This is a genomic window from Parvularcula sp. IMCC14364, assembly GCF_030758415.1.
Taxonomy (GTDB): Bacteria; Pseudomonadota; Alphaproteobacteria; order Caulobacterales; family Parvularculaceae; genus Aquisalinus.
Genome location: NZ_CP132334.1, coordinates 1548214 through 1566863, shown reverse-complemented (window position 1 = coordinate 1566863; position 18650 = coordinate 1548214). Strand labels below are relative to the sequence as shown.

Below are 18650 nucleotides of genomic sequence, written 5' to 3'. Positions count from 1 at the left end.
GCTACAGCTCTTTCACGCGGGCCAGTACTTTGTCCACATGACCGGGCACCCGCACTTTTCTCCAGACTTCCTGAACCGTCCCTTTCTCATCAATGAGGAATGTCGAGCGCTCAATGCCCATATATTTTTTGCCATACATATTTTTTTCAACCCAGGAGCCGTAGGCTTCGATGAATTCTCCCTCTGGGTCGGACGCCAGTAAAACCTCGAGCTTATGTTTCTCGCGAAACTTCCTATGCTTTTCCAGCGTATCTTTTGACACGCCAAGGACTGTCACACCAAGCGCTTCAAACTCTTGCAGGCGCTCCGTAAAGCCGATTGCCTGTTTGGTGCAGCCCGGTGTGTCATCTTTTGGATAAAAATAAAGCACCAGTTTGCGCCCCTTGAAGGAAGTCAGCTTCAGCGTCTCGCCATTATCTGCTTCCAGGCTGAATTTTGGTGCTTTGTCGCCTGCTGCTACTGCGCTCATGTATCGTCTCCTCACAAATCTCCGAAGCCATTCATATATCGCTCCATTACAAACAAGCCACTCAATTCCTTGCACATTTCAGGTGACAGCTGTTGCAGTGCAGCGCTATCAATTGTTAGGTTGAAGAGTAGTCAGGTTCACCGGTCCCATTGATGAAAAAGCAAATGCGTAAAGCCCTGGTATTATGCCTAGAAGGGCTGGCGCTTGGCGTTGCTGTGCTGGCGGGGCTGTTCTTTTTCGCGCACTGGAAAATTTCACACGGTGGTTTGCAGCTTGGATTTCTCAAGCCGCAGCTTTCCAGAACACTGGAGGCCAGACTGGCTGACGGTAGTGATGTTGCCTTTGAGCAGGTCCTGCTGTCGCGCGATGAAGGCGAGGACGGTCCTGTACGCCTGCGCATCTACGGGTTGAAAATTACCAGCACGGACCAGCAACAGTTGCTCGAGTTACCCGAGCTGGCTTTCAAGCTTCAGACATCCGACCTCCTGAAAGGGCAGATCAGCCCGAGATACATTGAAATTCTCAACGCGGATATTACGGTGAGGCGCCGCGCTGACCGTTCTTTCGATTTTGGTGTTGCGAATTCGGATGAAGCGCCGTCGCGCAGCAACGCCCTCGAAAGTCTGCTTCAGGGAAGAACCCTGAAACCCGCAGCAGAGCGGTTATTCGAAGGAGCGGTTTTCCAGAATACACGTTTTGTCTTTCGGGACGAGGTGACAGGCAAGGTCTGGCAGACATCGAATGCTGCAGCGACTGTTCAGAGAACTGATTATGGGTATGAATCCGAGTTGACGGCTACTTTTCAACTTGGGGAAAGCACAAGCACGCTCGCGGTTTCTGCCAGTCTGAATGATCCGCAAGAGGAAATCATCCTGTCGTTGCGTAGCGATGCTGTCCCCGTGTCCGAGCTGCTCAGTCTGGTTATCGGGCCGGAAGAGGGAACTGCCATCAATACCGATTTGAGCGGATCATTGAAGATTTCCATTGATTATTCCGGCCAGCTCAAGGGCTCGGAAATTGATGTGGAGGCTGGCACCGGTACGTTGACTTTTGCCAACACGGCATATGATTTTGACAGGTTTGTTCTGAAGTCTGATTACTCAGATCAGGACAGGACATTTGATATTGAAACACTTCAGTATGAGGGGAGCGGCAACCGCGGCACTTTTAGTGGCTTGTTGAGTTTCGGGCCATGGGCCAATGGGCAATCACTTGCCCCGGATAAAATTACCTATGACCTTGAAGGTACGGATATGCTTCTGAACTTTCCGGGAAGGTTGCAGGAGCCTTTGCCGTTAGCGAAGCTGGATTTCATAGGAGCCTACCAGGTGGCGACGGAAACCCTTCGCTTCGATCAGTTAAATGTTGATTTCTTTGGCAAAAAACTGGCCGGATCGCTTGATATTCTTCTGCCGCAGGCATCCGGCCAGTCGCCCGGCATAAGGTCATCTGCATCTTTTGAGGGTGTGCTGACGATTGAAGAAGTGCTCAAAGGGTGGCCGCTTGTACTTGCGGACGGGGCACGACGCTGGGTCAAATCCAATGTTATTTCCGGCAAGGTATCCGACATAAAATTTGAAATGGACATGCCGCGCGGCGCCATCAAACCTGCCACCAGCATTGGCGAGGACAGCATGTCCCTGTCGTTCACGTTGACAGATGCCTCATCCTATTTTGTGCCGGGGGTCACGCCGATCAGAGGCCTTGATGGCAAGGCTGTTCTGGGGGGCAACAGTATGTTCCTCGATGCAGAAGGCGGACGCATAGGCAATGTTCGTATCATTGACGGCAAGATCGAGATGCCGAATTTTTATCCGAAGGGATCGCGTGGTATTTTTTCAGTGCGATTGGATGGCGCAATACCTGATATTCTGTCTGTCGTGGATGAAGAGCCACTTGGTTTCGTGTCCAAAGGTGGTTTCAGTCCGAATGACTTCTCAGGGCAAGGTGAGTTTGATTTCCGGATAACACGCCCCTTGCTGTCTTTTGTGCCCATCGACGATTATGAGTTTTTTGGCTCGGGACGATTTACGGATTTAAGCCTCGCAAATGCGATCGCCGCTTATGATCTGACGCAAGGCAGGGGAACACTGGATATATCCTGGAATGGCCTTGATGTGAAAGCCGATGCGGAGTTGCAGGGTACGCCTGTCAACTTTGAATATTTCCGTGAGTTTACCCATAGTGAAGATACGAAAATTACTGCAAGTGGACGCCTTGATGCACGCGCTGCAGATGAATTTGGCATATCACTGCGCAGGTTCATGCGCGGGACAGCAGGTTACACTCTGCAGGTTTTTGAAAAAAATAACGCGTATGAAACCATTTCCATAGATTTAGACCTTCTGGATGCTGAGCTTTATCTTGAACCTGTCGACTGGCGTAAATCCAGAGGTGAACCCGGCAAGGCTTCTGTAATGGTTCTGCCGCCTGACAGGGAAACCGGACAGGCCCTTTGGCGAATTGATGACATAAGGGTTACGGCACCTGGATTGCGTTTCGCTGGCGAGATACTGCTCGATCAAGAGGGAAAATTCATCAGGGCAGAGAGTAGTGAATTGTCAATCACAGACAAGGTTGACCTCAAGGCCATTGTCGCACTCGAAAAAGACGTATTGCGGGCTGATTTTTCAGGAAGATACTTGAGTCTGGATAGCTTGATGGCGGATATGCTCAAAGGTGGTGCCGGCGCAAGCAACAGCGATGCTGCAGCGTCAGACACTTGGCCTGTACCGCTGCTGGTGCATACTGATCTGGATACGTTACAGCTGCGTAACAACGTTAATCTCAACAATTTCGAAGCCAGTTTCTCTCATGACGGACAGAAAGTGAATGACGTATATATGTCAGGCAATTTCGCTGCTGGCGGATATGTCGCTGCAACGATGAGCAAGGCCCGGGATTATGAGATCGGTCGCAATCTGCAACTGCAAACAGACAATCTCAGCGCCTTGGCTGAAGGCATATTCGGGTTTTCGTCTATTGAAGGGGGGCGTGCAGATTATACTGCGACGTTCCTCAACAGCGGGCCAGTTGCCGGCACGTTTACGGCCGACAATCTTGTTTTGACTGATACGCCGTTGATTGCGCGGCTGCTCGCCGCTGTCTCGCTGGACGGTCTGGCTGACCTCTTGAGTGGTGAAGGCATTGAAGTGTCACAGGTTGTGGCAGATATGCAATTCGACAAAGGCTCTCTGAACATAGTGGACGCCCGTATCGTCAGCCCTTCGATTGGTGTTTCTGTAAACGGCGGCATAAATCTCACTGATAATGCTCTGGATATCAACGGGGCGCTTGCGCCTGCTTATCAGGTGAATTCGATGCTTGGCAGGTTACCAGGTTTGGGAGAACTTTTCGTGTCCCGTGAGGGAGAGGGCATCGTTGCCTTCTCCTATGCGCTGAACGGTCCGGTGAACGAGCCAACTATTACTGTCAATACGTTGTCGTTACTGACGCCAGGTGTTTTCAGGCGCTTGTTTGAGCCTGTGCGTGCAGGACAAAAAAGCACCGTTGAATTGCTCGATCAGGCTATTTCTGCTTCCGAACTTTCCAGTCAGCTGGAATTTGCGACGACTGCGGAGCAACTTGAAGAGATGGAAAACCAACTTAACGAGGAAGATGGGAATACCCCCCAGGCCCTGCCTGACGGTCAGCCATAAAATCTGGTCAGGTCTTCACACAAGCCTAACCAGAGCGTGTTTTTTCTTTCCGATCGACAGTTTGATAACGCCATCGACTGCATCAGCGCCGGTTAGCTCACGCTCTTCTGTCAGGGCAGTCCCGTTCACTTTAAGCGCACCTGCCTTTATATGTCTGCGGCCTTCACCATTTGACCCGATCAGGCCAGTTTCCCTGAAAGGCGTGTAGATTGCCAACCCTGCGGCCAGAGCGTCTGATGATATTTCATAAGTTGGAAGATTACCGGTAGATGCACCTTCTTCAAACGTGCGCCTTGCTGTTTCTGAGGCTTCTTCAGCCGCAGCGCGTCCGTGCAGCAGGGCTGTGACTTCAGTGGCGAGAATTTTTTTGGCGTCATTGATCTCGGCACCGTCGAGAGATTCTAGCCTCGCAACTTCATCCAGTGGCAGCACTGTGAAGAGGCGCAGCATCCGCCCTACGTCAGCATCTTCCGTATTACGCCAATACTGCCAATAGTCATACGGCGATAACTGGTCAGCATTGAGCCACACGGCGCCGCCTTCTGTCTTGCCCATTTTTTTGCCAGAGGCTGTCGTCAGCAAGGGCGTCGTCAGCCCGAAGACTTCACTTTCATCTAGGTTAATCATTTCTTCTGTTTCTGCAACGGGAAAGTCAGTTCCAGTTAGGTTTTGTGATAATTTTGCTTTGTCGTAAGCGTCCTTCTTTTTTAACGCCATTACGCGCCGGCACAACTCCACGCCGTTGACGATATTGCCCCACTGGTCTGAGCCACCCATCTGCAACACGCAGCCATAGCGCTGATTAAGTTCAAGGTAGTCATAAGCCTGCATGAGTATGTAGTTGAACTCGAGAAAGGTCATGGGGCTTTCGCGTTCAAGGCGTAACTTCACACTGTCAAATGTCAGCATACGGTTTATTGTAAAGTGAATGCCATAGTCTCGCAGAAAATCGACATATTTCAGCTGCGAAAGCCAGTCGTCATTGTTGACCATGATGGCATCGGTCGGTCCGTCACCGAATGACAAAAACGGTGCGAAGCTTTTCCTGATGCCTGCCAGATTGTTGTTGATGTCGTCATCCGTCAGCAGTTTGCGCTGAGCGTCCTTGCCGGTTGGATCACCAACTTTTGTCGTTCCGCCGCCCATCAGGGCAATCGGCCTGTGACCGGTCTGCTGAAACCAGTATAGCATCATGATCTGGATCAGGCTGCCTGCATGGAGACTTGTCGCTGTCGCATCAAAGCCGATATAGGCTGTCAGGGTTTCCGAGGCAGCCCGTTTGTCGAGCGCCTCCATGTTTGTGCACTGGTGAATATAGCCCCGCTCGGACAAAACATTCAGGAAATCTGATTTATAAGCAGCCATGCGGCGCTCCCGGGTAATTGATCAAAGTTTGAAGCGCGCTTCGTATCGGAAAGCGCAGGCAAAATCCAGAAGTGAGTAGGGCAGAATTGGCGGTCACGGCGACTATGGAAAATATGTGACTCGCGCTTAAAGTAACGAACGCAAATTTCAGGCTCTTCATATGCTTCCCAGTGCTCCAAATACGCAATCACAGCCCCTTACCGCTATCGGCCTGATGTCAGGTACCTCACTGGATGGTGTCGATGTGGCGTTGTTGCGCTCGGATGGTGAGGATGTGATTGAGGCTGGTCCAACCCTCAGCGTACCCTATCCGCGGATGACAAAAGTCTGGGTGCAGCGGGCAATCAAGGCAGCCCTTGAGGGGCGCAGTGAAGCTAACGAGATAGCCAATGCCATTGATGAAGTGACTTCGGCGCACATACGCGCAGTACAGAAGTTCATGGAAAAGCATCATCTGGTCCGAAAAGAGATTGATGTGATCGGTTTTCATGGCCAGACCATCCTGCACCGTCCGCCGATTGACCGCTCTGCGCCTGGGCGAACCTGGCAGATTGGGTCCGGGCAGATCATGGCGGAAGAACTGGGCATCAATGTTGTTGATGGCTTTCGCCTGAACGATATGGCGCAAGGTGGTGAGGGGGCGCCATTTGCGCCCGTCTATCATGCGGTGCTTGTGCGTAAGCTTGACAGGAAGCACCCTGTCTGTGTGCTGAATATTGGTGGTGTTGCAAACGTCACCTGGATACCGACAGATGGTGATCCCATGAAGATGGTTGCCTTTGATTGCGGGCCGGGCAATGGGCTTGTTGACCAGTGGGTGGACTTTCAGACCGGCGAGCGGATGGACAAAGACGGCGCGTATGCGGCCGCTGGCGAGGTTCAGGATGAGGTTTTAAGGCTTATGCTGTTAAATCCTTACCTGCGCCGGAAGCCGCCGAAGTCACTCGACAGGTATGACTTCAAGATTGATCACATAAAGGAAATGAGCACGCAGGATGGTGCCGCAACGCTGACTGCTTTTACCGCTGCGTGTATTGAAAGATCGGTCAGCCTTTTGCCTGCAGCACCGGGCGAATGGATTGTCGTTGGCGGCGGCGGGCATAATCCTGTCCTGATGGCGGAAATCCGCGACCGGTTGGCAGCGCCTGTCATGCTTGCAAGTGACGCGGGATGGCGTGGTGATTTTCTCGAGGCCGAGTGTTTTGCCTATCTGGCGGTGCGCTCCTTGCGCAAGTTGCCACTGAGCTATCCCGGCACAACGCGCATAAACCGCCCACTCACTGGCGGTATGCTGCATACAAAGCCTGTCTGACATCAGCCAGAAAGGTGAGGGCAACTTGCCTGCTGGCCTTTTTCGCGGGCAGTTTTTATGGTTTGATGTGGCCATTATCCATGCTGGTACATCAACGCCTAAAAATGCCGCAGGAAGATACATGACGGGGAGAGACGGACTAATGACACAAAAAGATATTCTGTTTCTGCTGGCGCCCGGTTTTGAAGATAATGGCCGACGGGAATATTGCCCGGAATGTGCAGAAATATGGGGATTACTGAGTTATTTTCCTGCTATTTTACTATCCATTGAGATCAGCTATCAGCCGATCGGAAAGCCACGCACCGATATGGTCAAACTGCTCGGGGATGAGAACCAGAATTGTCCAACCCTGTTGCTGGTGCGCAGCCATGTTGAGGGTGAAATGATCGGTGTAAAAATCGCCGGCCCACACTGCTTCATTGATAATGCGCGTGATATTGGCAGATATTTCTCGCACTTATATGGCACCCCTTTACCCCGAGGGGACTGAGTTTTCAGGAGGTGCGATTTTCAGGTTTGACCATTATCCAGAACATGCGCCGTCACAATTGGTTTCCCCGTAGAACTGTCAAAAAAAGCATGGCGCTTGCTATCGCCTTTCATCTTCCAAGATAAAAGCAGGCTGACAAGTTTCAGCCAATCGCCGGGTCCTGCTTTCTTCAACATGGAGACTTCTTGGGGGTCACCGGTGGCCGCTTTAGTAAAAACGTGACCGGTCACAGGGCCAAAAATAATCACATATTCATCATCTGAGAGGTCAAAAAAGCTGTGTATGATCCCGACAAAGGGCAATGCCGGTGTGGGCATGGTGTTGCCAATAGGGGTGTTGCAACACCGCGCATACCATCTGAAGAGACCTTTATCTGTCAACCGTAAACACGCGACCTGATCTTGCCCACTCGAGAAGGACAATCGGGCAGGGGAGAACTGGATGAGATCCGTACCGCCCAGATGGTCCAGGGCCTCACCGCCCAGATGCCTCGCAAAAGCTTGACAGTCCGCACAATGACACACAGCACGATTACTGTTCTTCTGCTTCAGCCCGGTAGCGATGCCGCTAACTTGCCCACACCTGCATTTCAAAGGGATGTCGTTCATTCTTTGGTCCTGTGCAGCTTTTACAAGAGATGTGATCAAGGGAGAAAAATACAATAGCACACGGCAACCAGATTGATCGAGTATCGGATACCATTCAGGTCTTTAAGATTTAGGGGAAATTATTTTGGAGTGGCGGGCAGGGCCAGCTAATATGCCAACAAAAACAATGCACTGATCCTACTTTAGGTGCGGAACATAGTCGAAACGTACCCGGAACTGTAGGAACTAAATCTCGCTATCCCCACTGTCGAAATTGTTTCTACTTCAACCTTTTCCAGGATGTTCTAGCGCCTGAGCACGGTGTCTGCAGAAGGCACCCTCCAGTCATCTGTGAGAACGGCCAGTTCTTCCCGGAAGTACATCTTAGCGACTACTGCGGTGAGTTTCTCGACAAGCGCGAGAAGCTGAGAAGCATCAACCCTGCATTGGAGCAGGTGATGATGGGGAATGCTTTATGAGTAAGGAAACAGATCATCTGATCCACCTCTGCAACAATGCAAGTGTGGCCCTCTCCAACCTTAAATGCGTTGTGTCACCGCTACCAAGGCATATGGCTGACTGCTCGAATGACCTGCGAAATGGCAGAGGCATTTCAGTCGGCAATCTTGAATACAAGGCTTCGATCATCAAGCAGGCGGCAACCGAGGCGCTTCGGTGCGTGGCATCCGCTCATGCTTACGCATCTAAGCTGAAGGAAGAGTCGGAGGTGTGAAAGGAAAACCCCGCTGCTGCAACAGCGGGGCAATCAGGAAATCGTGTGGACGGTAACCAGTGCGCGGCTTGCGTAATGACGGTGGCACACGATGGATAATGATCTACCACGGGGCGCGATCAAAGATCAATGGCAGTCCGAAAGGTTGAAGCCAGATCGCCGGGAGCACGAACGCTCTCGCAAGTAGCAACCGACTGATGCGCAGTTCGATATGACGCATTGGGCCTGAAGCGATGGGATGGCTCCGACAGTCATTTTGTACGCCAAAGGTATCGGGACCACTCTGCTATTTTTAGCAGGGCTGGTCGTCCTATGCCTTTTGCTCAGGGATTCACCAACAGTCATATAGGTTTAGTACTGATAAAATGGATAACGAGACGATGAAGACAAGAGAAATGGTCCCAATGCTCGGAAACTCTGAGGGGCGTGATACCGTACCCGAACTGCTTCTTTCGCGCTGTGGAGGTGAAAATGGCTAAAGGTCGACCAAGAGTGCTGTCAGAGAAGGCTTTGCGAGGTGGTACGAAAGCCAGTAAATGCGTGCGTTTCCTGGAGACGCTGAGAATTCCGGAAGGCCCTAAGGCCGGTGAGCAGATTCGGCTTGCACCGTTCCAAAAGTCATTCGTGGAAGGTTCATTAGACCCGAAAAACAATGTTGGCGTTCTGAGTGTCAGCAGGGGTAATGGCAAAAGTGCATTGACTGCTGGAATTTGCCTTGGCGCTTTGCTGGGTGTCTGGGATAAACAGCCCCGCAGAGATATTATTCTTGCCGCCAAGACTAGAGATCAGGCCAGAATTGCTTGGCAGTTTGCGGAGGGGTTCGCGCAATCCTTGCCTGATGAATACCAAGCCCGCCTGACATTTCGCCGGTCTCCCCGCCTGGAAATTCAATTCGACGATGAGAACGGACCTCACGTTATCAGAGCCATTGCGGCGGACGGAAAGTCTGCTCTTGGTTCTGGTCCAACTCTGGTTTTGATGGACGAAAGGGGCCACTGGCCTACGGACAAAGGAGACGCATTGGAGCAAGCACTGTTGACTGGTCTTGGCAAGCGAGATGGCCGGGCACTGATTATTTCAACCTCTGCTGCTGATGACACGCATCCGTTTTCGCATTGGATCGATCGACCTCCGGCTGGTTGCTATGTACAGGAGCACAGACCACTGCCCAGCCTGCCTGCAGATGATCTGGACAGTTTGTTGATAGCCAATCCAGGTGCAGATTATGGTGTTGGCGCGACAAGTCAGTGGCTTCTGACGCAGGCTGAAAGAGCAATTCAACGGGGTGGTAATACACTGTCTTCCTTCCGGCTTTATCACCGTAATGAACGCGTCTCCGGTGAGGAGCGTGATGTATTGTTGACTGTGGATCAATGGCTGGCCGCTGAGACAAATGAGCTACCTGCCCGTGAGGGTGGTGTCGTTATAGGGCTGGACTTGGGCGGTTCTGCTTCAATGACAGCTGCTGCTTATTTCTGGCCGAAGACAGGGAGGCTAGAAGTTTATGGCTGGTTTCCATCCGATCCGTCGCTTGCCAATCGTGGCTTAAATGATGGCGTAGGGGATCGTTATCTGAAGATGGCCGAACGAGGAGAGCTAGAGACTCTTGGCAACAAGACTGTCCCGGTCGCTGCCTGGCTGTCGGCTGCAATGCGACGTGTTGAGGGTGAGCAGGTCATTGCTTTACTGGCAGACCGTTTCAAGCAGGCAGAGTTTCTGGAAGCACTGCAATCCGCTGGAATTTCAACGCCTGTTATCTGGCGGGGTTTTGGGTTCAAGGATGGGGGTGAGGATATAGAGCGCTTCAGGAGAGCTGTATTTGATGGCAAAGTGTGGACTACTGAGAGTCTTCTGATGCGTTCAGCAATTTCTGAGACCGTTTGTATTAGAGACCCTGCGAATAATATCAAACTCGCAAAGTCACGCAGTTTAGGAAGGATTGATCCGGCATCGGCAGCTGTTCTGGCCGTTGCCGAGGGTGCCAGGCAATTGGCGAAGCCTCTTGCAAGGGCGCCTCGGGTTGTGTGGGCCTAGAGTTTTACCAGCTGCATGCTTCTCGAAGAGGCTTTATAGCATCTTGTACGCCTGAGATGTTAAATTCTCCGTCAACACTGCTCTCGCTGAATGGAGTTGCTCTGACGTACATCGTTGAAGCTCCGAACATCTGCTTGATGAATGGAATTGCACGTGATCCATTCCATAAACCAAGCCATTCATTGTTTGTGCTTTCCACGAAATTTGCAGAGGATGCCGGATTGTCGTCGATTCTATAATCTACCCGAACGTAATCCGATGCGCCTGACGCCATGAACTCTCCGGCAAAGTAAATGGCCAACGCTGTAGTGTTTTCTTGACAGCGAAGAGAGAGTCTTAGCTTCCCTTCCTGCCCAAATCTCCCGACATGATTTTCGTTACTATTCACTTCCATGAACACTGTCTTGGTGTCGTCGAGTTTTGAGGTTTCTTCACGCACCCGCCAATCACTATCTATGGGTTTTGGGGCGCTTGCTGTGACGCGGTAGACTAAATCATAACAGCGGAGACGTTCTGAATCATCGTTCTTTTTCGCGCAACTTGGGCCGTCTTGAGAGATACCCATGAGATACATTGAAGTGATTAATTCAAGCATATTTTCCTCTCAATAAAACAGTGTAGGCTTTGCTTGCATTTGCAGCGGCTGTAACCAACTTTAGATAATGTTTACTCGATCTTCCCGTCATATCACACGCGGCCCACGATGGAAGGCCCTTCGGCAGAAAGTTCTCCGACGGGATGGGTTCGCGTGCGTGCAGTGCGGCGCTGTGAGGCGGCTGGAAGTTGACCATATCATGCGCGTTCGCACTCATCCGGACTTGGCCTGGGAGATGGATAATCTGCAAACGCTATGTGGAAGTTGTCATGCCATCAAAACAAGGCAGGAAAACGGATGGCCTGTAAAATCTAAGGAACGCAAAGAGTGGGATAAATTCATCAAGCAAATAAGCATCGAAAAAAGCGATTAAAAAAGGAAATAATATCGAAAAAACTTGTGAGTGTGTGCGAACGGTCTTATATTGAGTCCAATTTATACTGGAGACACACATGCTAAAGTCAGCACAAATACAGCGCCGCCAAAGTGAATTGCGAGAGGAACTCGCTGCTTTAGCTGCCAATGATAACCTCACAGATGAAAACCGCACAAAGCTCGATATGCTTGACCGGGAATATCAGGACAATGAGAAGCGTTACCGTGCTGCACTGATCTCAGAAGACACCGAGCGCAAGGAAGCTACAGAAGACCTGGAAGGCCGCAGTGAGCAAGAATGGTCAGACCTCTTAAAGAGGTTTGAAGTTCAGCAAGTCGCATTGGCGCTTGATGAGGGTCGGGCATTGAGTGGCCCTACTGCTGAGATTGTTGAGGAATTCCGTTCGAAGGGCGGATATCGAGGCATTCCGTTGCCGATTGAGGCGTTGAATACACGCGCAGGTGAAACGGTTGCGGGCGGTACGCCAGACCCAATTCAGACAATGCCTATTGTTGACCGTATCTTCGCTGCAACAACGGCTGCCAGAATGGGCGCACAGTTTATCAGTATTCCGCAAGGTGAGCGTGAATGGCCGGTAGTTACTTCCAGTGTTTCCGCTGGATGGGCAGACGGTGAAACAGCCAGTGTTGCAGGGCCGACGGCGTTTGCGACTACTGACAAGGCTCTGGCACCAGATCAGAATCTTGGTGTGCAGATGAAGATTACACGCAAAACACTGAAGCAATCAGGTGCTGCACTGGAGCAGGCTGTACGGCGCGATATGCTGTCAGCTATCGAGGTTGAACTTGATAAAGCTGTTTTCCGTGGTGCCGGTTCATCTGGCGAGCCTCTTGGTGTTATTGCTGGTGTTTCGACTTACTCGATCACCGACACGGACGTGTCAGCGGCTGCGACCTGGAGTGTATTCCGTGCAGCAATCACGCGCTTCATGACGGCAAACGCGGTGAACTCACCGACGCAAGTGAAGCTGATGATTCGCCCTGAAGTATGGGATACTCTGGACGGTACAGCCGATGCTGATCTTAACCGCACAGAATGGGAGCGCTTGGTCTCACATATCGGTGCTGCGAACATTGTGACGACTTCAAATGCGCTTGCTGCCCCTACAGGCACACCGGCGGAAAGCCAGGCACTTCTGACAACTCCAACTGGCGGTGTTGCGCCAGTTTATGTGGGTCTCTGGGGTGCGGTTGATGTGATCCGCGATCCGTACAGCGATGCAGCTTCTGGCGGCTTGAGGCTGACGGGCTTGCTGACTGCTGACGTTACGGTTGCACGGCCAGCACAGCTCGAAGTGCTCTCAGGTATCCAGTAAGGTGATTGCAGATGGCTGCTTTGCTACACCGCCACTTTGTGGAAGTGCGGAATGAGGGCGGGCGCAAGCTCGCTGGCATGGCGGCTGTCTATGGCGTTGAAACTGATATTGGTGCTTTCAAGGAACGCATTCGACCGGGTGCTTTTGAGCGCACATTGTCATCTGATGCAGATGTTCTGGCCTTTGCTGACCATGATCCGTCCAAGTTACTGGGCAGGCGCTCTACAGGCACATTGAGACTCTCAGACACAGACGATGGTCTTTTGTTTGAGTTGGACGTTCCGGATACGGCAACAGGGCGTGACGTATTGGCTCTTGCTGATCGTGGAGACCTTGGCGGCATGAGTTTCGGCTTCCTGGTGAGAGATGGCGGGGAGATGCGGGATGGTGATGTGCGTGTTCTCACAGATATTGACCTTCGGGAAATCAGTGTTGTGAGTGCGTGGCCAGCATATTCCGGCACCTCGGTTGAGGCCCGCTCCAAGCAGGTGAAGTCACCCAGTTTTTGGAGGTGGCGATGATCCGCATACTTTCAGAGGAAGAATCAGAACCAGCATCAAGGCCAGCTCTGGATAGTGACTTGTTCACTGCCGTGGGTACTTATGGCCCGGATGGCAATAGTGTCGCAGCTTACCATAGCTTTATCGCCAGCCATGCAGCGCATATTCCGCAGGAGCATTTGTGGCAGAGGATAGAATCCTACATCGCGTTTAGATGGGGTGTGCGGACCGTCGTGTGGATCGTTGAGGGACCGGGCACCTTTGAAACACCGTTGAAGCCGGCAACGGTCTCCACAACTGAAATCTGGCAGAATGAAGCCTGGGCCAGTGTAACGCTGAAGGCTGCGCCACTGGGTTATGTGCTAGAGGATGCGACCTATCGCTTCACAGCGAGCGTTGGCACTGGAGACGTGCCGCCTGCGATAGTCCAGGAGGCAATCCGTAGGCTCGCATTTTATGCAGTTGAGACTTGGCAGCAATCAGGTGGTTGGACCGGCCTGGGAGATGGTCAAACAACCGTACCCAGTTGGCCAGCAAGGTCCATGCAGTATAGCGGGGCTGCTGATCTATTACGCCCTTACAGACGATTGGGGGCATACCAATGCGCTTAAGGTTTTGGAAAAAAGAGCAGCCGATTGAACAGCGCTCAACTGGTTCAGGGTTTACATCTGAGGTCATATCAGCGCGTGAAAGCTGGATCAGTGGTGCTCGTGGTCTTGGCGAGCTAACCGCAACGGTGCAAGCCTGCATATCGCTTTGGGAAAACGGCCTATCTCTGGCTGATGTAACTGGTACTGATCTTATCAGACCGACTGACCTAGCCCTTGCGGGCCGCGCTCTTGCCTTGCGTGGTGAATGCGTGTTTTTGATCCGAAACGATATACTGATTGCTTGCTCTGATTGGGATATCCGAACCAAGGACGGCGAGCCGAATGCCTACCGTGTCAGCATATCTGAGGCAGGTGGTGGCCGCACACTGACGGCTCTTGCCGGTGAAGTGCTGCATTTCCGGATCGGTCGAGACATTGCCGCGCCATGGACAGGCATTTCTCCACTTCGTAGAGCAAACATTACCGCAGGCTTGCTGGATACCGTTGAAACAGCCTTGCGTGACATATACGAGAATGCACCCATTGGCTCGAATATCGTTCCGTTTCCGGAAAGTGCTGGAACTGACATGGAACGCCTGCAGTCAGGCTTCAGGGGGCGAAGAGGGCAGGTTCTCCTAAGAGAATCCGTACAGGTGACGGCTGCAGGTGGACCGGGACCACAAGCAGATTGGAAGCCTTCGAGCCTGACACCGGACATTGAACGGGCGATGCCGATTGAAGCCATGAAGTCAGCACAAGATTCAATCTGTGCTGCTTTTGGTGTTTTGCCAGCGCTGATGAACCCGTCAACGACTGGCCCGATGACACGTGAAGCGCAAAGACATCTTGCGCAGTGGCAGTTGCAGCCTATCGCTCACTGCATGGCCCAGGAATTGTCAAAGAAGCTGGGAACAAACGTGAGGCTCGATGTGATGCGCCCGCTCCAGGCTTTTGATGCCGGGGGCAGGGCAAGATCCCTGACTGCAATAGTCAGCGCCATGATTTCCGCCAAGGAAGGCGGCCTGACTGATTCGGAAATGAATTCGGCTTTGTCATTGGTTGACTGGCAATCAAGTTAAGCCTTCCCGCGGGGTGTCCTGATGGACTTGGCGCGGGCACGGATTACTGGGTGAGTGCCGTGCATTGATCAACCCCCAGACCCCGTGGATGGTACTCTCCCCTATCGCGACGGGGTTAATCCAGTTGCTTCCTGCCGAGATCGGTGATTCTGATCTGTCGGTTTGGACTCTTACTCGAGAATTCCACAAACCCAGCTTTTTCCAAATCTTCTAGAGTCCCCCATCCAATCCCAGCTGGTAGCTGTCCTTTGGCGAAGAAGTCACATCCCACGACCTTAGCTTGGTCCGTTTCGGTTCTGACGTGTTGCAATGCGTCCATGTGCCATTTGTTCATATAAATCTCCTACAATCTTCCACCATAAGGGCTTTGAAGTCTCTGTTCTTTAGTCTGTGGGACATTTTCTTAATCTCACTCCAGGACCGCCGCCATTCTCGGGAATAAATTGAACGCCAGCCGTTTCTAGTGCTTGGTAGATAGTTGCCACTGTAGCCGTCTTTAACACTTCTCCTCGTTCAATTCTGGATATCGTATCCTGAGAAACGCCCGCTAGTTCGGCTAGATCCCTGACGCCCAGACCGAGTGCGGCACGTGCCATTTTTACTTGTGTGCTAGTCAAATTCATAACCGGGTTACGATTTCTCTTGATGTGTTTTTGATAATATGTATCGTAGCACTGTTACGAAAATCTAGCAACGGAGATAGCAATGTCGGATACAGTGAATCAAATCGACGCGAAAGAAAGAGAGGATCAGGTTCAGGCTTGGAAAAGGCTTTCCCAAGCGCGGGCTGATTTTGACAATGCAGCCCAAAATTCGTCCCAGAAGGAAGGGCAGGCATTATTCGATGAACTGAATGATTCGTTAGATCGTTTCATGACGATGCCCGCGAGCCTCGATTGGATTATCAGAGCCAAATTTCGCCTTTATGAGGAGGAAATCCTGGAATCGATGAGTGATTTCAAAAACTACCGGCAGCTGGTTTGGTTTGCTGCAATCAAGGCTGACGTTATGCGGCATGTCAAATGAGGGAGGTAGATATGACTGATACAAAATTTTCCATTGAAGAGCGCTTCAGCCGATTGCAGGCGTTCATATGGGCCATGAGTGCTGGCGATGAATGGTTGGATCGGGATCACCGCGATAATCTTAGCTGGATCAGGGCTGCCGCTTTGGACGAGCAGGAAGTGCTGAAGGACAAGCTCCGAAAAGAACACAAGCTGCTGGTTTAATCCTTTACTGTATCGCGGACAGGTGGCTCGCGCAGAGCCACCTACTCCCTGCTGGTTTAGCAGATTACAGGTGAATGCTGTTGCAACCTTAACGGAAGGTGCATTTTATTTCATTTGACGCTTGAGTTAGTCACGTGACTCATGGTAAGTTGTGCGAATAATGGAGAATTCGCATGGCAAAAGAAAATGAAGCGGCACGTATTTTAGCAAGGCATATGCCCACGCTTGATGAGCAGCATGAGCTTTCTGGTACTCCCTTTGATCCCACAGATTACGCCTTCACTGTCGCTGAAGCCAGTAAGGCGTCCGGACTCTCGGAGGGTAGCATAAGAAATTTTCTTAGGCGTGAAACGTTACCGGTCGGAAAGAAAAACAGGCTGGGTAGAATTATGTTCTCGGCATTAGATACTGTTCGGCTACGAGTTATCGGTGACCTAAACAAACTGCTGTCAGTAGACCCATCATCCGCGGCGCCTGTTGCGGAACATGTTGTTAATCACTGCGCGGCCTGGATGCGTCGAGAGAACAGCCACCTACACTCCGATGAGAATGGTTACCGTAAAGAAACCCGGTTGATTATTCATTTGGACAGGGAGACGGGCACTCCAGTAATGGCACCCTATGCTTGGGGTGAATCACTTTTAGGAATGAAGGTGCCTGACAGAGGCGACGAGCAAGATTGGGCAAGGAAACCCATAGTTATTCTGCCTGTTGAGCAAATTTTCGGGGATGTCCTTGAAGAACTGTTTCAGATACTGGAGGCTGAGCAATAAAGATGAGCGCTCGAAAGGCTAACCATATTCTCCCCTCTAAGCCTGACTTGCAAATACAGAGGGCTATCGCGGCGGCGCGTGCTGAAGGCTTGACCGAATACAAAGTTGGTAAGCGTGGTAAGGAAGTGTACGTCCTAGTCGGTAGTTTAGATTCCGGCGCTGACGACATCCAAGCAAAAATTGAAAGCATGGTGGATGATGGTCAGGCGTGACAAACCACCATATTATAAAATTCGCAAGGGCAGAGCCTATTTCGAATTAGGTAAACAGCGTGCGAGCGAAACAGGCATGAACTCTAGCACGCCGCTAGGTGTACATGGACGCAATTCAGAGGCGTTGGCTTGGAGATTGTATCACGAGTTCCTAGAGCTGGCGGGCAGGGGGGATGTTGTTAAAACATCAGCTTACCCCCAGGCGTCGTTAGGCGCGTTTTTTGAGGCGTATCGCAAGACCCCGACCTGGTCGCGTAAAAAGCCTACCACCCGAACGGAGTGGGAGAACTGCTGGAAGTATCTTGATCCAATTTACGGGCGCAGGATCATCAACCAGATAACACCAGGTGAGTTTGAGTCGTTCGCGTACGACTTGGAAGACCGTAAGGGAATCAACATTCGCTGGCGCGTCGTGAAGATTGCAAAGGCTCTCTTTAATGCTGCGGTCAAGCATCATGTTCTCAGCCAATCGCCAGCCGCAGTTGTGAAAAACACTCAACCAAAAGGCAGGAGCCAATACTGGTTTGCAGCCGAGATTTCACGTCTCGTGATGACAGCAAATGACATCGGCAAGCCTGCAATGTCGCTCGCAATCCGAATCGGATGGGAGACAGCGCTATCGCCCGTAGATGTGCGAAGTCTGAATCTCGATTGTATCGAAAGTGATGCTTTTGGTGCTTGGATCGATACATCTCGGTCAAAAACAGGTAGCGACGTAATTGCCGCAATCAGCGACCGGTTACACAAAGACATACGTTCGTATGTCAATCAGCTAGGGATTGTAATTCCTAGTAACCAACCGTTTCTTCGCACTTCTCGTGATAGCCACGAGTATCTGAAACCCAGATTCCTTAGTGATTTTCGACTAGTACGCGAGGCTGCATTTGGTGAGAATGAGAAGCGTCGATTTCAGGATATCAGGCGATCGGCCAACCTAGAAGCACAGCTTGGTGATGCGAGCCCCGACGAACGCGCGGAAATGCTCGCAAATACTCTCAATAAGGACAGCTTCCTTGAGAAAACTTACACCCCCAAAACCGTGCAGAGGTCCAGGCAGATCAGAAACAAACGACTGGAAGGACGAAATGTTCTCGCGGTTCAAAGTGTGAACACAACTGGCGGAGATGGGAAATGAGTATGAACCAGCCTAATGAAATCAATCACTTAGTAGGCACTGAGTCTGGCGGGCAGGGAGGGATTCGAACCCCCGGGACGCGCAAACGCCCAACGGTTTTCAAGACCGCCGCTTTCGACCACTCAGCCACCTGCCCGATCAGACATCGGTTCCTAGCGCTCACCACAGGCAAA

General features: G+C 51.5%; 20 protein-coding genes and 1 tRNA gene. 15 read left to right on the top strand and 6 right to left on the bottom strand.

The genetic code is table 11. The features are described from left to right. Position 1: 1 nt before the first annotated feature. Positions 2-469: a thioredoxin-dependent thiol peroxidase gene (gene bcp, locus RAL90_RS07545; RefSeq protein ID WP_306253904.1), complete on the bottom strand. Its 468-nt coding sequence runs from the start codon at positions 467-469 to the stop codon at positions 2-4. A gap of 164 nt (positions 470-633) precedes the next feature. Here bcp and RAL90_RS07540 point away from each other — a divergent pair, with 164 nt between their 5' ends. Further along, the gene (locus RAL90_RS07540) at positions 634-4128 is read left to right on the top strand and encodes an AsmA-like C-terminal domain-containing protein (RefSeq protein WP_306253903.1); all 3495 of its coding nucleotides are present in this window, start codon (positions 634-636) and stop codon (positions 4126-4128) included. 15 nt (positions 4129-4143) lie between these two features. Here the strand turns inward: RAL90_RS07540 and tyrS are convergent, their stop codons facing one another. Further along, positions 4144-5424: a tyrosine--tRNA ligase gene (tyrS, locus tag RAL90_RS07535; protein ID WP_372340450.1), complete on the bottom strand. Its 1281-nt coding sequence runs from the start codon at positions 5422-5424 to the stop codon at positions 4144-4146. Between the two features lie 229 nt (positions 5425-5653). On the opposite strand from tyrS, the gene RAL90_RS07530 reads away from it, so the two are divergent. Next, positions 5654-6805 (top strand): anhydro-N-acetylmuramic acid kinase, encoded by a 1152-nt coding sequence (locus RAL90_RS07530; RefSeq protein WP_306253901.1) that lies wholly within the window; start codon positions 5654-5656, stop codon positions 6803-6805. A 142-nt stretch (positions 6806-6947) separates the two neighbouring features. Continuing rightward, a complete protein-coding gene (locus tag RAL90_RS07525) occupies positions 6948-7298 on the top strand; it encodes a DUF3088 family protein (protein WP_306253899.1) in 351 nt (116 codons plus the stop codon). A 20-nt stretch (positions 7299-7318) separates the two neighbouring features. Here the strand turns inward: RAL90_RS07525 and RAL90_RS07520 are convergent, their stop codons facing one another. Next, on the bottom strand, positions 7319-7906 hold the full coding sequence (locus RAL90_RS07520) for a DUF6151 family protein (RefSeq protein ID WP_306253898.1): 588 nt from the start codon (positions 7904-7906) through the stop codon (positions 7319-7321). Between the two features lie 454 nt (positions 7907-8360). On the opposite strand from RAL90_RS07520, the gene RAL90_RS07515 reads away from it, so the two are divergent. Together RAL90_RS07515 and RAL90_RS07510 are read left to right on the top strand one after the other, a co-directional pair. Further along, positions 8361-8618, top strand: a complete 258-nt coding sequence (locus RAL90_RS07515) for a hypothetical protein (RefSeq protein ID WP_306253896.1) — start codon at positions 8361-8363, stop codon at positions 8616-8618. Between the two features lie 471 nt (positions 8619-9089). Next, positions 9090-10652, top strand: a complete 1563-nt coding sequence (locus RAL90_RS07510; RefSeq protein WP_306253895.1) for a terminase large subunit domain-containing protein — start codon at positions 9090-9092, stop codon at positions 10650-10652. A 4-nt stretch (positions 10653-10656) separates the two neighbouring features. Here the strand turns inward: RAL90_RS07510 and RAL90_RS07505 are convergent, their stop codons facing one another. Next, positions 10657-11247 (bottom strand): type VI secretion system-associated protein TagO, encoded by a 591-nt coding sequence (locus RAL90_RS07505; protein ID WP_306253894.1) that lies wholly within the window; start codon positions 11245-11247, stop codon positions 10657-10659. A 67-nt stretch (positions 11248-11314) separates the two neighbouring features. Between RAL90_RS07505 and RAL90_RS16330 the strand changes: the two genes are divergently transcribed. The 5 genes from RAL90_RS16330 (at position 11315) to RAL90_RS07485 (ending at position 15128) form a co-directional block, all read left to right on the top strand. After that, positions 11315-11620 carry an HNH endonuclease gene (locus RAL90_RS16330; RefSeq protein WP_372340415.1) on the top strand — a complete coding sequence of 102 codons (306 nt, stop codon included), beginning with the start codon at positions 11315-11317 and terminating at the stop codon, positions 11618-11620. Positions 11621-11699: 79 nt separating this feature from the next. Continuing rightward, a complete protein-coding gene (locus RAL90_RS07500) occupies positions 11700-12959 on the top strand; it encodes a phage major capsid protein (RefSeq protein WP_306253893.1) in 1260 nt (419 codons plus the stop codon). An 11-nt stretch (positions 12960-12970) separates the two neighbouring features. Then, positions 12971-13480 (top strand): HK97 family phage prohead protease, encoded by a 510-nt coding sequence (locus RAL90_RS07495; protein WP_306253892.1) that lies wholly within the window; start codon positions 12971-12973, stop codon positions 13478-13480. Next, positions 13477-14070: a hypothetical protein gene (locus RAL90_RS07490; protein WP_306253891.1), complete on the top strand. Its 594-nt coding sequence runs from the start codon at positions 13477-13479 to the stop codon at positions 14068-14070. Before RAL90_RS07495 ends, RAL90_RS07490 begins: the two co-directional genes overlap by 4 nt. Next, positions 14061-15128, top strand: a complete 1068-nt coding sequence (locus RAL90_RS07485) for a phage portal protein (RefSeq protein WP_306253890.1) — start codon at positions 14061-14063, stop codon at positions 15126-15128. Before RAL90_RS07490 ends, RAL90_RS07485 begins: the two co-directional genes overlap by 10 nt. Before the next feature lie 383 nt (positions 15129-15511). On the opposite strand, the gene RAL90_RS16325 is transcribed toward RAL90_RS07485, so the two are convergent. Further along, on the bottom strand, positions 15512-15724 hold the full coding sequence (locus RAL90_RS16325; RefSeq protein WP_372340414.1) for a helix-turn-helix domain-containing protein: 213 nt from the start codon (positions 15722-15724) through the stop codon (positions 15512-15514). 109 nt (positions 15725-15833) lie between these two features. Here RAL90_RS16325 and RAL90_RS07480 point away from each other — a divergent pair, with 109 nt between their 5' ends. From RAL90_RS07480 to RAL90_RS07460, 5 genes are all read left to right on the top strand, one after another. Further along, complete coding sequence (locus RAL90_RS07480; RefSeq protein WP_306253889.1) at positions 15834-16154, top strand: hypothetical protein; 321 nt, start codon at positions 15834-15836, stop codon at positions 16152-16154. Positions 16155-16165: 11 nt separating this feature from the next. Continuing rightward, a complete protein-coding gene (locus RAL90_RS07475; protein WP_306253888.1) occupies positions 16166-16357 on the top strand; it encodes a hypothetical protein in 192 nt (63 codons plus the stop codon). A 173-nt stretch (positions 16358-16530) separates the two neighbouring features. Continuing rightward, positions 16531-17130, top strand: coding sequence for a MerR family transcriptional regulator (locus tag RAL90_RS07470; protein ID WP_306253887.1), 600 nt, complete (start codon positions 16531-16533; stop codon positions 17128-17130). A 2-nt stretch (positions 17131-17132) separates the two neighbouring features. Continuing rightward, a complete protein-coding gene (locus RAL90_RS07465; protein ID WP_306253886.1) occupies positions 17133-17342 on the top strand; it encodes a hypothetical protein in 210 nt (69 codons plus the stop codon). Continuing rightward, positions 17326-18477: a hypothetical protein gene (locus tag RAL90_RS07460; RefSeq protein WP_306253885.1), complete on the top strand. Its 1152-nt coding sequence runs from the start codon at positions 17326-17328 to the stop codon at positions 18475-18477. The genes RAL90_RS07465 and RAL90_RS07460 overlap by 17 nt, the downstream gene beginning before the upstream one ends. Before the next feature lie 46 nt (positions 18478-18523). On the opposite strand, the gene RAL90_RS07455 is transcribed toward RAL90_RS07460, so the two are convergent. Next, positions 18524-18613 (bottom strand) — tRNA-Ser (locus RAL90_RS07455). Positions 18614-18650 lie beyond the last annotated feature (37 nt).